The organism is Adhaeribacter soli, from assembly GCF_008727925.1.
In the GTDB taxonomy this organism is placed as follows: Bacteria; Bacteroidota; Bacteroidia; order Cytophagales; family Hymenobacteraceae; genus Adhaeribacter_A; species Adhaeribacter_A soli.
In genome coordinates, this window is the sequence record NZ_VTWT01000005.1 from 1 (window position 1) to 13,417 (window position 13,417).

13 protein-coding genes are annotated in these 13,417 nt (G+C 47.7%); 9 read left to right on the top strand and 4 right to left on the bottom strand.

Annotated elements, in window-relative coordinates:
• Positions 1-407: 407 nt before the first annotated feature.
• The 3 genes from F0P94_RS19670 to F0P94_RS09700 form a co-directional block, all read right to left on the bottom strand.
• The gene (locus F0P94_RS19670; protein ID WP_191906995.1) at positions 408-614 is read right to left on the bottom strand and encodes a hypothetical protein; all 207 of its coding nucleotides are present in this window, start codon (positions 612-614) and stop codon (positions 408-410) included.
• 86 nt (positions 615-700) lie between these two features.
• On the bottom strand, positions 701-2,035 hold the full coding sequence (locus F0P94_RS09695; RefSeq protein ID WP_150903692.1) for a sensor histidine kinase: 1,335 nt from the start codon (positions 2,033-2,035) through the stop codon (positions 701-703).
• A gap of 2 nt (positions 2,036-2,037) precedes the next feature.
• A complete protein-coding gene (locus tag F0P94_RS09700) occupies positions 2,038-2,712 on the bottom strand; it encodes a response regulator transcription factor (protein ID WP_150903693.1) in 675 nt (224 codons plus the stop codon).
• A gap of 544 nt (positions 2,713-3,256) precedes the next feature.
• Between F0P94_RS09700 and F0P94_RS09705 the strand changes: the two genes are divergently transcribed.
• Positions 3,257-6,202, top strand: coding sequence for a M1 family metallopeptidase (locus F0P94_RS09705; protein WP_150903694.1), 2,946 nt, complete (start codon positions 3,257-3,259; stop codon positions 6,200-6,202).
• A complete protein-coding gene (locus F0P94_RS09710) occupies positions 6,203-6,775 on the top strand; it encodes an inorganic diphosphatase (protein ID WP_150903695.1) in 573 nt (190 codons plus the stop codon).
• A gap of 201 nt (positions 6,776-6,976) precedes the next feature.
• Here the strand turns inward: F0P94_RS09710 and F0P94_RS09715 are convergent, their stop codons facing one another.
• Positions 6,977-7,696 (bottom strand): DNA repair ATPase, encoded by a 720-nt coding sequence (locus F0P94_RS09715; RefSeq protein ID WP_150903696.1) that lies wholly within the window; start codon positions 7,694-7,696, stop codon positions 6,977-6,979.
• Positions 7,697-8,302: 606 nt separating this feature from the next.
• On the opposite strand from F0P94_RS09715, the gene F0P94_RS09720 reads away from it, so the two are divergent.
• The 7 genes from F0P94_RS09720 (at position 8,303) to arsB (ending at position 13,375) form a co-directional block, all read left to right on the top strand.
• The gene (locus F0P94_RS09720) at positions 8,303-8,713 is read left to right on the top strand and encodes a 6-pyruvoyl trahydropterin synthase family protein (protein WP_150903697.1); all 411 of its coding nucleotides are present in this window, start codon (positions 8,303-8,305) and stop codon (positions 8,711-8,713) included.
• Positions 8,673-9,365 carry a GTP cyclohydrolase I FolE gene (gene folE, locus F0P94_RS09725; protein ID WP_191906996.1) on the top strand — a complete coding sequence of 231 codons (693 nt, stop codon included), beginning with the start codon at positions 8,673-8,675 and terminating at the stop codon, positions 9,363-9,365. Before F0P94_RS09720 ends, folE begins: the two co-directional genes overlap by 41 nt.
• A 90-nt stretch (positions 9,366-9,455) precedes the next feature.
• Positions 9,456-10,370: a TIGR01777 family oxidoreductase gene (locus F0P94_RS09730; protein ID WP_150903698.1), complete on the top strand. Its 915-nt coding sequence runs from the start codon at positions 9,456-9,458 to the stop codon at positions 10,368-10,370.
• Between the two features lie 329 nt (positions 10,371-10,699).
• Complete coding sequence (locus F0P94_RS09735; protein WP_150903699.1) at positions 10,700-11,029, top strand: ArsR/SmtB family transcription factor; 330 nt, start codon at positions 10,700-10,702, stop codon at positions 11,027-11,029.
• Positions 11,030-11,134: 105 nt separating this feature from the next.
• The gene (locus F0P94_RS09740) at positions 11,135-11,692 is read left to right on the top strand and encodes an ArsI/CadI family heavy metal resistance metalloenzyme (RefSeq protein WP_150903700.1); all 558 of its coding nucleotides are present in this window, start codon (positions 11,135-11,137) and stop codon (positions 11,690-11,692) included.
• On the top strand, positions 11,692-12,105 hold the full coding sequence (locus F0P94_RS09745) for an arsenate reductase ArsC (protein ID WP_150903701.1): 414 nt from the start codon (positions 11,692-11,694) through the stop codon (positions 12,103-12,105). Before F0P94_RS09740 ends, F0P94_RS09745 begins: the two co-directional genes overlap by 1 nt.
• 175 nt (positions 12,106-12,280) lie before the next feature.
• A complete protein-coding gene (gene arsB / locus F0P94_RS09750) occupies positions 12,281-13,375 on the top strand; it encodes an ACR3 family arsenite efflux transporter (protein ID WP_150903702.1) in 1,095 nt (364 codons plus the stop codon).
• Positions 13,376-13,417 lie beyond the last annotated feature (42 nt).

The window sequence follows — 13,417 nt, forward strand, 5'->3', positions numbered from 1 at the left end:
TTCAACCCAAAACAAACACTTTTTTTAATCCCCCTCAAATTTTTAGCTTGATCTCTAAAACCCGTCCGGCTAAACGAAAATGGCTAAAAAGAAAAGCCTCCGGATACTCCGGAGGCTTTAGCTGTTCACTCACCCAAACTAGGTTAATAGCCCCGCTTGCGCGAGGACACTAACCGGTTTATCTTTTATAATCTGGCCGCTCGGGAAAAATTCCCAAAAGCCGGTTCACCTATAGAAGACGCTCAAATATCATAGCAGAAAATGAAGAAAAAGTGAAGTGTTAAAGAAAAAGCCCCGGTTGTTAAAAATAAATTTTTCAGAAACCCGAAAACTGCTTGCGCTGGTAGAAAGCAAAAAAGCCTGAAAACATTCAGGCTTTTGGTTAGTTATGGGCTTTCAGGGAGCACCTATTCTTTATTTGTTTTTTCCGAAATAACAGATATCGGCGTAGACGGACCAATTTTCTTTATTCCTTTTTTCACGACCTGCTGTTTGCTTTTAGCCGGTTTTGGCGTTACTTTCCTTACCTGCCCTTTTTTAGTAGTGGTTTGGGTCTGGGCAGGAATGGTTCCTAATAAAAACAAACAGAAGACTGTTTTGGCAAAACGTTTCATTCCCGGTTCAGGCATTTACAATTCACACCCCAATTTCGGAAGGCAAAATGAAATTAAAATGAAGCCGGTAAACCTTGTTTAAAGCATCAGGAAATCGCCTTCGGATTAGGGACCAGCAGCGAAAAAGTGGTGCCCTTTCCTTTTTCGGAGTTGACTTTTATCTGAATGTCGTGGAAACGGGCAATGGTTTGTACGATCGGCAGCCCCAAACCGTAGCTGTCGTGGTTTTCGCGGTTGCTGGCCCGGCTGAACCGGTTGAATAGTTCGGGTAAGGCTTCGGCCGGAATGCCAGTTCCGGTATCCTGCACATCGATCCGGTAACCTTCTTCCGTAGCAAGCCCCTGGATAAAAATACTCCCGTTTTCAGAATTATACTTAATGGCGTTGTTTATCAGGTTGAAGAACATGGTAAAAAGCAGCGGCCGGTTCCCTTCCAAAATGGGCACCGGGCGAACCATGTCCATTTTAAGGCTGATATTTTTTGCTTCCAGACGGTCTTCTATTTCTTCGGCTACCTCTTTTACCAGTGCTTCCAGGTCGGTTTTATCGGTTTTCAGGAACTGGTCGTTTTCGATCTGGGAAATAAGCAGCAGGCTCTTTATCACGTTTTTCAGCCGGCTCAGCGTTTTTTGCGATTCGATCAGTTTTAAAGTCAGGTGTTCGGGCAGGTTTTCCTCGCTCAGAATATTTTCGAACCGGTTCTGCAGAATGGAAATGGGCGTAAGCAGTTCGTGCGCAACGTTCGACATAAATTCCCGCTCTTTCTCGAAAGCCGCCTGGATCAGGCGCATCATTTCGTTTATGCTCCGGTCAAGGTAAACAAAATCGTCGGTACTGGTACTTATAGGTGTGAAGTTGAACGTAGCCGGGTGGTGCACATCGCGCAGTTTAGTATCGATAATGCGCTTTAAGGGCTTTAAAATTAACCGGGCGAAAAATATATCGGTAAAAACGGTTACCACCGCAATGCTCACCAGCAGAATAAACGCCAGCGACCTCAACATGGCATGCCGTTCCTGGATCGCGCCCAGGCTTCGCCCGATTTCGAGCAGGTAATGCTGCCCCTCGTGCTGAAAATAATAATCGAGAATGCGGTACTCTACCACCTGGTTTTCAATATCCCGCTTGGCGTTGTAATAAACGATCCGCGGGGTTTCCGGGCCGGTAGGTTCCAGGGTAATAAATTCCTCCTTTAAAAGGTTGTAACTGGCAAAAGAACTGTCCTTGTCGTTGGCAATGAATTTTTCGATCCCGATCCGGTTCATGATCCGGAGCGCCTGTTCTTCCTTTAATTTCAGGCGCCGGTCGGTATGTTCCATGGCAATTTTATCGATGAGCGAGGGCACAATGAGCGAGGCCACCACGATCATCAGGACCTTGGAAAAGGTATTATAAAGCGCGAGCTTTCCTTGCAGTTTCATGGTCAGGCATTAATGCGGTAGCCAATGCCGCGAACGGTTTCCAGCCAGTCGGTGCTGCCGTGCTGCCCCATTTTTTTGCGAAGGTTTTTTATGTGCACGTCTATGTAATTGGAATCGTAATCGTCTTCGAGCATGTTGCCCCAAATGTGTTCGGTAAGCTGTAGGCGGGTAAGCACGCGGTTTTTATGCAACAGTAAATAAGTTAGCAAGTCGAATTCTTTTTTAGTAAGATTTACCGGATTGCCGTTGCAGGAAACCGCGCGGTTCTCGAGCGAGATCACAAAATCGCCCAGCGTAATGTCGGTACTTTTTACCCCGAATTTCCTACGGTTTATGGCCTTCATGCGCGAAAGAAGCTCCAGCAGCGAAAACGGTTTGGCCAGGTAATCGTCGGCGCCCATGTTCAGGCCCTGCACTTTGTCCTGCACGGCTTCGCGGGCGGTTAAAATGATAAAACTGGCATCGGAACCGCTCTTTTTGGCTTCCTTTAACAGATCGAACCCCTCGTAATCGGGCAAACCCAAGTCCAGCAGCACAAAATCGTAAAGGTTTACGGCAATTTTTTCGGAGGCCTCAGCCCCGGTAAAAGCGGTATCGGTAAGAAAATGTTCTTTTTTCAGGAACGTCTCAATCTCCTTCGATAAACCCTTCTCGTCTTCAACAATCAGTACATTCATGCTACTAATATAAGGGAAGATTTGATATACCCCACCCCGGCAGCTAAATCAGGGAGTTTGACCCCACCCCAGCAGCTAAAAACAGGGGAGGGAGCTTCTTTGTCTGAATCAGAATTTTTAGAATTAAAGAGTTTTCAGAATTTTCCTTTTCCCCTGTACGGACAGGGCTTGACCTGTCCCCACGCATATCGCCAGCGCAGCGCCCCTGAGCCTACTTTATCTGATCTTACACAAGAAGATAAAGGCCAGCTCGGAGGGAAACTGATCCCAGTTTGTGCGTGCGCGGCCTCCTATTCATACGGTGCCGAAGGCAGGCCGCCAGGCCAGTTTGAATAGAAGACGCGAACGCACAAACGAAGCTACCCGGCTTGAGGGGGAAAGTCAGTTAAGAGTTGAAAGTTATGAGTTTAGAGTTGAAGCCATTAGAAAACAAGAACTAAAAAAGAAACTAAAGACTTACTCCTCCTTTTAACCTTACACCTTCAAATGCAGATTTAATCCTTAATTTCGCTTTCAAAACACTATCAATTTCCGCTTAAAAACCATGAAGCACTATTTCGCCGCGCTGTTACTTGCTGCCTTGCCCGGTCTGGCTTCGGCTCAGCATTATTTTCAGCAGGAAGTAAACTATAAAATCGAAGTTTCGCTCAACGACCAGACGCACGAACTTACCGGTTCCGAAGAGATCGAATACGTAAACAATTCGCCCGACCGGCTTTCCTATATTTATTTTCACCTCTGGCCGAACGCTTATAAAAACAATAAAACGGCTTTTGCCCAGCAGATGGCTCGCAACAATTCCCGCAACTTCCACTTCGCCGAAAAACAGAAACGCGGCTACATCGATGGGCTGGCTTTTGAAGTGAATGGCAAACCGGTGAAACTGGAATACGAACAACCCGATGTGGCCAAACTGATCCTGAACGAACCGTTATCGCCGGGGCAGCGCATTCTGATCCGGACGCCTTTCCGCGTGAAAATTCCCGGCGCTTTCTCCCGTTTGGGGCACGTGGAGCAATCATACCAGATCTCGCAATGGTACCCCAAACCGGCCGTGTACGACCGCAAAGGTTGGCACCCGATGCCGTACCTGGACCAAGGCGAGTTTTATTCTGAATTCGGGAAGTTCGACGTAAAAATAACCTTACCGGCCAATTACAACGTAGGCGCTACCGGCATGCTGCAAACTGCTTCCGAAATTGCCCGCATGGACAGCCTGGCCGAAGTGAGCGCTGCTAAAAAATCCTTTGGCACGGACATGAGCTTTCCGCCTTCTTCGGCTAAAACCAAAACGCTGCACTACGTCCAGGACCGCATTCATGACTTTGCCTGGTTTGCCGACAAGCGCTTTAACGTATTGAAAAGCGAAGTGGAACTACCCCAATCGAAACGCAAAGTTACTACCTGGCTTTTGTTCCTGAACCGCAATGCGCCCGGCTGGCTGGCCCGCAAAAACGACCTGAACACCGCCATCAGCAAATATTCCGAACTGGTGGGCGAATACCCGTATGCAGCCGCCACGGCGGTAGACGCCGCGCTGGGCGAAAACGTAGGCGGTATGGAATACCCGATGGTTACCGTTACCACGCCTTCGGCCATTATTCACGAAGTGGGTCATAATTGGTTTTACGGCATTCTGGGCTCCAACGAACGCGAGCACCCATGGCTGGACGAAGGCCTGAACTGCTACATCGAGAACCGGACCGCCGCCGAAAAAGACTCCGATGCCGGGATGCTTTCCGGTCTCCTGGAGCCACCTCTTCGCCGGATCCTGGGCCTTGAAGAAGTAAATGCCAACGCCCTTAACTACGCCGCCTGGCTGCTCACCAATTCCAGGGGAGCCGACCAGCCCATTGAATTTCCGTCGGAGCATTATACCAAGACCAATTATGCCGGCATTGTGTACCTGAAAACGCCGGCTGCTTTCACTTACCTGGAAACCTACCTGGGCCGCGACCGCTTCGACAAAGCCATGCATGCGTATTACGAGAAGTGGAAATTTACGCATCCGTACCCGGAAAACCTGCAGGCTGTTTTTGAAGAAGTTTCCGGCGAAAAACTCGACTGGTTTTTCAAAGATTTGCTGCAAACCACCGAACTGGTAGATATCGGTATTAAAAAAGTAGAGAAAACCATAGACGGTTACCGGGTAACTTTAAAGAACGAAGGCAAATTTGCTGCCCCGGCCCCCGTAGCCGCCATTAATGAAGCCGGGGAAATAACCAAAGTGCAGTGGACCAAACCGTTTACCGGCGAAGAAACCTTAACCTTTATTGGCGTAGCCGACCGTTTCGAGGTAGATCCGGCGTATTTACTACCGGAAACCGACCGCCGCGACAACCAGATGAAAACGACCGGCTTGCTGCCGAAATCGGAACGACTGGCGCTGCAGCCGCTGGCCGGCCTGGAACAGAACCGCAAGAAACAGCTTTACTTTTTACCCGTGATCGGCGCCAATACCGCCGATAAACTTATGCTGGGCGTTGCTTTGTATAACAGTAGCGTGCAGGCTAAAAAAGTAAATTACCTGCTCATGCCTATGTACAGCTTCCACCAGAACGAAGTGAACGGCATCGGCAATATCAATTATAATTTCGTGCCGCACGGCAGCAGGTTCCTTCGGCAGGCAATCCTGGGCTTTAATTTCCAGCGTTTCGAATATTTCCGGAAGTACGAGCCCTCGCTTACTTTCAATTTTAAACGGGCAACTGTGGCCAGGCCACGGCAACAATTGAAAATTGCCATTACCAGCATTAACCACGAAAAGAGTAAAATTAACCCGATACTGGAGCATGCTGAGATTGGCAGCTTTTTCCCGCTTTTACACCAGCCGGAAAAGATCGGGGGCCAAACCCTGACCTATACCATCTGGCAGACCAATGCCGTACAAAAAGCCGGTCTTGAGTTACAGTTCCAGCACTTGGGTTCTAACCCAAAGGCCTCCGATAACCAAAGCAACGCCTTGCGCGGAACTGCTTTTTACGAACGTTACTGGAGCAAGCACAAAAGCGCGAAAGCCCGTTTGTTTGGCGGTAAGTTCTTCACCCAAGGCGAGCAGCCCTTTTACATGGGTTTGAGCGGCAGCCCCGATTATTTAAAAGAAACCATTTTCCTGGACCGGGCGCAAAAATCCGAATCGATCCGGGCGCTGGTTGATCAGACCGATTTGCGTGACGGGGCTTTCAAAAACTTCATTCCGGCCTTTACCGATAATTGGCTGACTACCCTGAACCTGGAAACCGAACTGCCTTTTGTGCCGCTGAGCGTTTACCTAGATCTGGGAAAAATGGCCGATGTAGACGAAGTATTTTACGGCACCGGCCTTGCTTTGAACATCGGCAAAGGCTTCTTCAGCCTGTACTTACCGGTTGCGGGCAGCAACTTTGCGGGCGACACTCCCGAAAACTTTAAAGATTTCCGCCGGAATATCCGCTTCAGCCTGCAACTTAACAAGTTTAATCCGTTTAAATTACTGAACGAAGGTCTCTAAATGAAGAAAGTTATTTTCCTGTTGCTCCTGCCTTGGCTAACCGGTTGCTCCACCGATTACCCCAATCTGCCTGCTTTTTCGCAAACCCGGCAACTCCAGGCGGTAATTGAAACCCCGGCTGGTTCGGCCCACAAATATTACTACAATGCCGGCACCGGAGAGTTTACCCGCCTGCAGGAAGCCGGTCAGGACAAAATGATCCGTTTTTTACCTTACCCGGGCAATGCCGGCTTTATTCCCTCCACCCGCATAGACAGCGACGGCGACCCGCTGGAAGTGTTGGTAATTGCCGAAAGCCAGCCCACAGGCACCGTTACGGAAATAATGCCTTTGGGCATGCTGCTGCTGGAAAGAGGCGGCGAATTGTATTACCAGCTCATTGCCACGCCTGCCCGGCCGGGAGAGCGCCTGCTTGAAGCCACCAATTACCAGGAATTCTCCACTAAAAATGCTGCCGTTAAGAAAATTCTGGAAACCTGGTTTTTACAGTCCGATCCTGCTTCCGGCACCAAAATAATGGGCTGGAAAGATGAAAATTTCGCCGAAAATATCGTGCAGCAAAAGTTAAAGTAAGTTAACAGACATTGGTATCTGGATATTGGTATTAAGACTGAAAATATACGAGGTCTTGTAATTCAATAGATTATATAGCTGTATTTCAGGTCAGGTTATCCGGTAATTTTAGTCTTGCTACTGAACTGGTTTAAACAAAAGAGCCTTTCCGCTTTAGCAGAAAGGCTCTTTTAATTTTTAATGCTGAAACCTAGCGTTTTTCTATTCGATCAGGTTTACTTTATTCTTTACTACTTCTACCGCCTGGCGCATATTTTCTACGTTTTGCTTGGCGGTAGCCTGTTGCTTGACATTGTTTTCGGTATCGAGGTTCAGCTGGGTTAGCTCCTGGGCATTCTGGGCCAGTTCGGCTTCCAGTTGAATTTTACGCTGCTTGTTCTTTTCGATGTTGCGTTTAATATCGTCGGCAGCTTTAATAACCCGTGTTTCCTCCGCCTGGGTATTGGCCAGCACTTTTTCGGCATCAGCAACCTGACGGGCAATATCTTCGCGGTACAGCTGGCGGGCAAATTCTTTCAGGATGGTTTCAGCGGCCTGGTACTGGGTTGGGGTGGCATCTTTATTTACGTAGGCGCTTCCCATATCAAGGCTCCACCAAACCAACGTACCGGTTTCCGAAGCAATTACCGAAGAAACGATGCGTAAAGGCGTTGGGGCAATGCTTTCAATTTTTCCCTGCTCAATGGTATAAATGCCTTTATTGCTTTGCAGGATGTTCTTGCCGGTAAGCTTGCCTACTTTTTCTTTCAGGTAATTCTGCCAGGCTTTCTCTACCAGTTTATGATCGAGCTGAATGCTGATGCGCTGGCCTTTGCGCGGCACGTTGTTCACAGTGAGTTCAGCTTCTTCCACGTTTGTCTTCTGGGCAAACCCGAAGCTTGCGATCAGCATAAAGGCAACTGAAAGTAAAAGGCTTTTCATATGGCAGTAGGAATATAGTTTATTTTGAATTTTGGACTTCTAAATTATAGAAAACAAACCGCTTTCCGAACAACCTTCCCCTTATTTTTTTCAAACCCGCCCTTAAACAGCTTTTTAACCCAAAAGGTTACCGTTTTTAAAGGGAAATTTTGTCTGAATCAGAATTTTAGAATTCACAGAATTTTAACTTTTAGCAAAGGTTTGGCTCGTGCGAGCTCCCCTCCTTTTTTCAAGGAGGGGCTGGGGGTGGTTTTGTTTCAAGTGAAAAATGCCGCATATTTCAGGGAAAAAAAACACAGAAGAAAGAGAAGAACTACTTCAACCAAATGATAAAAGGCAGAAAGCCAGCAATGGAAAACAGGAGCTTTGAAAAAACAGTAGCTTTTAAGGCTAAAAAGCAACCAGCACTACCAACCTGATGAGATCTCTCCTGACGCCGGGATGACGGAAAAACGTATTAAAAATCACAAAAAAACCTATACCCCTTCCAAACCACCTTACTAACAGAAACAAACCCGCATAAACCGCAAACTTCCAAAACAACCTTGTATCTTTGTCTTTCAGTCCCGCACCGGAAAAACCAGTACCGCAAACGGGCGTTAAACCATGAAAATTACCGTTTGCCGCAAAGAACATTTTAATGCCGCCCACCGGTTGCACAACCCGGCCTGGACCGAGGAGCAGAACGCTTCCTTTTTCGGACTTTGCAACAGCCCCAATTTTCACGGCCACAATTACGAGCTCATCGTGAAACTGACCGGCGAGGTAAACCCGGAAACCGGCTACGTGTACGATCTCAAAAAACTCAGCGACCTGATCGGCCGGGAAGTAATTTCCCGTTTCGACCACAGGAACCTGAACCTCGATACCGAAGAATTCCGGGAACTGAACCCCACTGCTGAAAACATTGTCATCGTTATATGGAACCTGTTGCGGGCCAAAATAGAGCCGGCGTATGCACTTTCCGTAACCCTTTATGAAACCGAACGAAATTTTGTCCAATACAATGGAGAATAGGGAACAACACGACCACGATTCCGGTCACGATCACCTGAGCGCTTCCCAGCAAACCCCGCTTCGCCCCGACGCTTTTGAGCTGCCCGACGACGAAAAGATCCGCATCATAGAAGGCCACTTTGCCGAAATTATGCATACCCTGGGCCTCGACCTAAACGACGACAGCCTGAAAGGCACGCCGCACCGGGTGGCTAAAATGTACGTGAAAGAGGTTTTCTCGGGCCTGAACCCGAAAAACCGGCCGCATGCCCGCTCTTTCAGCAACCATTACCAGTACAACCAAATGCTGGTAGAGCGCAACATTACCCTGTTTTCGTATTGCGAACACCATTTTGTTCCGATCGTGGGCAAGGCACACGTAGCTTATATCCCGGAAGAGCACGTAGTGGGTTTATCGAAACTGAACCGCATTGTGCAGTATTACGCCAAGCGCCCACAAGTGCAGGAGCGCCTTACCATTCAGATCGCCAACGAACTGAAAAAAGCCTTGCGCACCGAGAACGTAGCGGTTTTAATTGAAGCCGACCATTTGTGCGTGATGAGCCGCGGCGTGAACGATGTAAGCAGCAACACCATTACGTCCGAATACAGCGGCCTTTTCCGCGAAGCACAATACCGGAACGAGTTTCTGCATTATATTGGTAAACAGTAGGTTTTATAACCCGGAAAGTAACCCCACAGATTCTTTGCGTATACTACTAATTTTCACTCAGAGAATTTAACGCGCTAACATGCAATAAAGATGGCAGGAAAAATTCTAATTACCGGTGGAACCGGACTGATCGGCACCCGTTTATCCGAAATGCTGATCGATTCGGGCTACGAGGTGGCGCACCTGAGCCGGCAAACCGGCCAGTTTTCGCGCTATAAAACCTTCCGCTGGGATATTAAAAACCATTTCATCGACGATCATGCCATTTCCTGGGCCGATTACATTATAAACTTGGCCGGCGCCGGCGTTTCGGATGAAAAATGGACCGAGGAACGAAAAAAAGAGATCCTAAACAGCCGCGTAGAAAGCACCAACCTCCTCTTCAATTGCCTGAAAAGTACGCCCAATCGGGTAAAAGGCTTTCTGGCCGCTTCCGCCATCGGCATTTACGGCGATTCCGGCGAACAGCTCGTTACCGAAGAAAGCCCTTATGCCGACGATTTCCTGGCCGATGTGGCAAAAAAATGGGAAGCTGCTTCGTGGCAAATGCACAGCATGGGAATCCGGACAGTTATTTTCCGGATCGGCATTGTGCTTTCCGACCAGGGCGGCGCCTTGCCGCAAATGGCCAAACCCATTAAGCTTATGGCCGGCGCACCGTTGGGTTCGGGCAAACAGTACATGAGCTGGATCCACATCGACGACCTTTGCCAGTTATTCATTAAAGCCATCGAAGAACCGCAATTTCACGGAGTTTTTAACGCCGTTTCCCCCAATCCGGTAACGAATGAAACTTTCACCAAAGCCTTGGCCGAAGTCATGCACCGGCCGCTGCTCGTTCCAAAAATTCCGGCTTTCGGACTGAAACTGGTACTAGGCGAACTAAGCGAAGTAGTGCTGGGCGGCTCCAAGGTAAGTTCTGCTAAAATTCAGAATACCGGCTTCACCTTCGAATACAGTTCCCTGGAAGAAGCCCTCGCTTCCTTTTACCACCAGGAAGCTTGATCGAAATTCCGTTGACTGAAGTCAACGGCAATAGATAAGAAGATATTAGTAATAGGAAGGAGGTTGTATGTTTGAGGGCTCCTTGGTAATCATCAGAAACAGCGGTAAAGGGTAAAGAACACCTACCAAAACAACCTATCCATTGCCGTTGACTTCAGTCAACGGAACTTTCTAAAGTTAAAAGCATTAAGAAAGTCCTAAACGGTAGGTTAAAAAAAAGAAAAACCCGGCTTAACAGCCATTTAAAGCCTTTTGAAAATTATTTTTTTAAAAGGCTTTACTTTTTATTAGCATCATCGTAATATTGCAATGAACAAATAGTAAAGATTATGGGCGCTACCAAAACCGATCATTTCACGGCACAGCAAAATGAACTGGCTAACCTGGCCAAAGCCTTAGGTCATCCGGCCCGCATTGCCATTCTGGAAGTTCTATTAAAAATGGAAGCGTGCATTTGCGGCGACATAGTAAACGAACTTCCTTTGGCCCAGCCTACCGTTTCGCAACACCTGAAAGAACTTAAAAACGCCGGCCTGATAAAAGGCAACATCGAAGGAAATTCCATTTGCTACTGCATCGACGCCGAAAACTGGAATAAGTATAAAGAATTGCTTTCCGCCTTCTTCGCTCAACTGAACCTGAAAATAAATTGCTGCTGAAACCCATCTGCCTTGTAGCGTAGGGCTTGAACCCTACGCTACAAACCATTTAATTTCCTCATTTTCAAATCTTCAAATTTTCAAATCTTCAAATTGAATAAAGCCATGAACCAGAACGTATTTCCCAGAATGCATGTGAGCTTGTATGTAAGCAACATCGCCAGAACCGTAGATTTCTACACCACTTTCTTCGGTCAGGAAGCTACCAAAGTAAAGCCCGGTTATGCCAAGTTTGTACTGGATAAACCTTCGCTTATTATTTCGTTTGTAGAGAACCCGGCGCGCGTTCAAAACAATTTCGGCCATCTGGGCTTTCAGGTAGAAACAGTAGCCGAACTGGAAGAAAAACTAACCCTTGCCCGCGAAAAGAACCTGGTAGCCAAAGAAGAAATGGGTACTAACTGCTGCTATGCCAAACAAGACAAATACTGGGTAAACGATCCGGATGGCGTGCAATGGGAAGTATATTATTTCCACGAAGATGCCGAGTTCAACGACCCGCATTACGAAGCTCAAAGCGCGGAAGCCTGCTGCATTGCCCCGGTTCAGACAACCATCGAAATGCCAGCTTCTTCCTGTTGCGAACCAGCTGCCGCTTCCGAAAAACCAAAATTCGACCTGAGCAACCTCATTGCCACCTCAAACAAAAATAACTGCTGCTAATGAAAAAGATATTAGTGCTTTGTACCGGCAACAGCTGCCGGAGCCAGATAGCCGAGGGTTATTTGCGCCATTTTGCCCACGGGAAAGCCGAAGTTTACAGCGCCGGCATCGAAACGCACGGCGTAAACCCGCGCGCCATTGGCATTATGCAGGAAGACGGAATTGATATTTCCGGCCACACGTCCAACAATGTTTCCGAATACATGGGCATCGATTTCGATTTTGTGATCACGGTTTGCGACAACGCCCAGGAAAACTGCCCTTTCTTTCCCGGCTTTGCCGAAAAATTCCATTACAACTTCCCCGATCCGGCCAAGGCAACCGGCACCGAAGCAGAAATTATGGCCCAATTCCGGGAAGCACGCGACCAGATCAAGGAATATTGCCGGAAGTTTGTAGCGGAGCATTTGTAGTCTTCTGAAATTCTTCCAGGCGTTTCCGCTAATTTTTGCTGCCATGCTGCAAGAATCCTGTGATTGGATGGAACCAGTTTGATTCAATTAACCAGGTGTTGCTTGAGCTGCCTCTGAAATCACAAGATCCTTTCAGGATGCCAATAAAAAACGATTTTTATATAACCTTCTCCAAATGAGTCAGTGTACCGTTGAAAAAAAGAAAAGATTATCCGTACTGGACCGTTTCCTGACCGTCTGGATCTTTGTAGCTATGGGAATCGGGGTGCTGCTGGGCTACATTTTCCCTCAGAGTGAGCAGTTCATCAATCAATTTCAGGTGGGAACGGTAAACGTACCGATCGCCATTGGCCTGATATTAATGATGTACCCGCCGCTGGCCAAAGTGCGTTACGAAAAACTGGGCCGGATCTTTTCCAATGTGAAGGTCATTACGCTTTCGCTTGTTTTGAACTGGATCATTGGGCCTATCCTGATGTTTCTGCTGGCCGTTATTTTTCTGCACGATCGTCCGGAATATATGGTAGGCATTATTTTAATTGGCCTGGCGCGTTGCATTGCCATGGTACTGGTCTGGAACGAGCTGGCCGAAGGCGACCGGGAATATGCGGCCGGACTGGTAGCGTTCAACAGTATTTTCCAGGTACTTTTTTATAGCGTTTTCGCCTATGTTTTCATTACCGTTTTACCAACCTGGTTCGGCCTGGAAGGCAAAATTGTAGACATAAAAATGAGCGACATTGCCGAAAGTGTTTTTATTTACCTGGGCATACCCTTTTTACTGGGCTTCCTTTCGCGCTCCTTTTTAAGAAAGCTGAAAGGCGATGCCTGGTACGAGCAAAAATTCATTCTGGCCATCAGCCCTATTACCTTAATTGCCTTGCTGTTCACCATTATCGTTATGTTCAGCCTGAAAGGAAACCTGATCGTGACGATTCCGCTGGACGTGGTGCGCATTGCCATTCCGTTGGTAATTTACTTTGCCCTCATGTTTGTGGTAAGCATTTATATGGGAAAATATTTAGGCGCCAATTATGCCCAGAACGCCTCCGTTGCCTTTACCGCCACCGGCAATAATTTCGAACTGGCCATTGCAGTAGCCATCGGGGTTTTCGGCCTCAACTCCGGACAGGCCTTTGCCGGGGTGGTGGGTCCGTTAATTGAAGTTCCGGCCTTAATTGCCCTGGTGAATTTTGCCTACTGGTTTCGGAAGAAATATTACCACACCAGGCCTACTTTGGAAAGCGAAATTCCGATTGCCGGTAAGTAGTTTTTTGATTCAAACGCTACTGATTATTACAGAAAAAGCCTG

Bases quoted from the DNA above. Each gene is read 5' to 3' on its own strand.
- folE (WP_191906996.1), top strand. From the start codon at position 8,673: ATGAAACCGAACGAAATTTTGTCCAATACAATGGAGAATAGGGAACAA.
- F0P94_RS09740 (WP_150903700.1), top strand. From the start codon at position 11,135: ATGAACCAGAACGTATTTCCCAGAATGCATGTGAGCTTGTATGTAAGC.
- F0P94_RS09705 (WP_150903694.1), top strand. From the start codon at position 3,257: ATGAAGCACTATTTCGCCGCGCTGTTACTTGCTGCCTTGCCCGGTCTG.
- arsB (WP_150903702.1), top strand. From the start codon at position 12,281: ATGAGTCAGTGTACCGTTGAAAAAAAGAAAAGATTATCCGTACTGGAC.
- F0P94_RS09745 (WP_150903701.1), top strand. From the start codon at position 11,692: ATGAAAAAGATATTAGTGCTTTGTACCGGCAACAGCTGCCGGAGCCAG.
- F0P94_RS09720 (WP_150903697.1), top strand. From the start codon at position 8,303: ATGAAAATTACCGTTTGCCGCAAAGAACATTTTAATGCCGCCCACCGG.
- F0P94_RS09710 (WP_150903695.1), top strand. From the start codon at position 6,203: ATGAAGAAAGTTATTTTCCTGTTGCTCCTGCCTTGGCTAACCGGTTGC.
- F0P94_RS09730 (WP_150903698.1), top strand. From the start codon at position 9,456: ATGGCAGGAAAAATTCTAATTACCGGTGGAACCGGACTGATCGGCACC.
- F0P94_RS09715 (WP_150903696.1), bottom strand. From the start codon at position 7,696: ATGAAAAGCCTTTTACTTTCAGTTGCCTTTATGCTGATCGCAAGCTTC.
- F0P94_RS19670 (WP_191906995.1), bottom strand. From the start codon at position 614: ATGAAACGTTTTGCCAAAACAGTCTTCTGTTTGTTTTTATTAGGAACC.
- F0P94_RS09735 (WP_150903699.1), top strand. From the start codon at position 10,700: ATGGGCGCTACCAAAACCGATCATTTCACGGCACAGCAAAATGAACTG.
- F0P94_RS09695 (WP_150903692.1), bottom strand. From the start codon at position 2,035: ATGAAACTGCAAGGAAAGCTCGCGCTTTATAATACCTTTTCCAAGGTC.
- F0P94_RS09700 (WP_150903693.1), bottom strand. From the start codon at position 2,712: ATGAATGTACTGATTGTTGAAGACGAGAAGGGTTTATCGAAGGAGATT.